We start from the raw sequence: 1,365 nt of genomic DNA on the forward strand, positions 1-1,365 counted from the left end.
GCCTAGGGGAAGGTAACTGGGGTAGGGAAGGAATGGGGGGATTGGTAATGGGCAAACGACTCAAATTGCCATAGCTGGTTAAAGGGGGCAAATTGGGGTAAGCCGGTAAATTGGGCATGGCCGGCGGCGGCGGCATAATGCCCGGGCCCGGAGGCAGAGAATAGTTATAGTCACCACTGGGGGGAGTGGGCAAATTGGGGTCGGCGGGAATGGTGCCGGGGTCACTGCCACCGGGAGCAGTGGGAAACAAGGCACTGCCGGAAAAAATATCTGTTTCTGGTAAACGACTTTGTTCAGCCGGAGTTAATTCGATCACCCCCACAGGATTGCGGTCTGCCAGGTCGTCCCCAGTGGGTTCTTGCCATTGCCAATGGGGTAAAGCCAAGCCCAAAATAAAGCCATGGATGCCGAGGGAACTCAAAATAGCCACATTGACCGGAGTGAATACCTGGCCCAATGAGGGAGCATTGCTTAACCTGAGGGGTAAATCCATTGCCATAGGTCGATCGCCATTCAGAAAAACTTTGACGGTCCCAGTCTCCAGCAGGGCAAAGTGAAGAAAAATGCCGGTACGGGAGGCTGTTTACACAGTTCCCCCAAAATAACACAAACCCTTTGGCGATCGGTGTTAGCCCTGGGCCACTGTCCCCCTGACCCCCAGATAACGGAGCAAAAATGATAGGTTAGGATGCTAGATTGCCTTTGATCCCCTAGCCAATATCGATCGCCGTTGATTGTTTATGTTTATTTCCCCCCCCCGTAACTTACTGAAGGTTGCTGTCCAACGTGTGGGTGGCTTCGTCATCGCCCTGGGTTTAGTAGCTGGAGGAGCTTTACCCAGCCTCGCCAAGGATGTTCTGCTCCAGGTGGGGGTAGTCCAACGCTTTGGGGACGAAGACCGAGACCAACTCACCATCAGCGGGGTGGGCAACGATGACTTAACCTTTACCGCAGTTAATAACCAAGGAGAAAAGGTCACCCTCCAGAGCAAACAGGGCACCATTGCCATTAGCCGCCGGGCCGTGGCGAGGAAATTGGCGGAAGTATTGGTGCTGGGGGACCATGCCACCTTTGAAACGGCAGAGGACGATGCCCTCCGCTGGCAAGCTCAAGGTATTGCAGTGGAAGTTACCCAACCAGGGCGTTGGCAAGTGTGGGCCAAACGGGACGTATATGACAGTCCCCTGGTGCGCCGTTGGTTGCTGGCAGATTTAAAAAAGCAGGGTTATCAATTGCCCTACCTGGAAAGTGTACTATTGGACAGTAAGCCCCAGGCCATGGTGGTGATCAATGGTCAAAGTTACCCCGCCGACCAACTGACCATCACCGCCGCCAAAAATCAAATTCAAGTTACGGAAGGGGAGA

General features: G+C 53.9%; 2 pseudogenes. One reads left to right on the forward strand and one right to left on the reverse strand.

From position 1 onward, the window contains the following. A pseudogene (locus IQ219_RS19620) lies at positions 1-499 on the reverse strand (hypothetical protein); the annotation flags it as partial. 241 nt (positions 500-740) lie between these two features. On the opposite strand from IQ219_RS19620, the pseudogene IQ219_RS19625 reads away from it, so the two are divergent. Then, positions 741-1,365, forward strand: a pseudogene (locus IQ219_RS19625) (amidase); the annotation flags it as partial.

It is taken from the genome of Synechocystis sp. LEGE 06083, from assembly GCF_015207725.1.
Lineage (GTDB): Bacteria > Cyanobacteriota > Cyanobacteriia > Cyanobacteriales > Microcystaceae > Synechocystis > Synechocystis salina.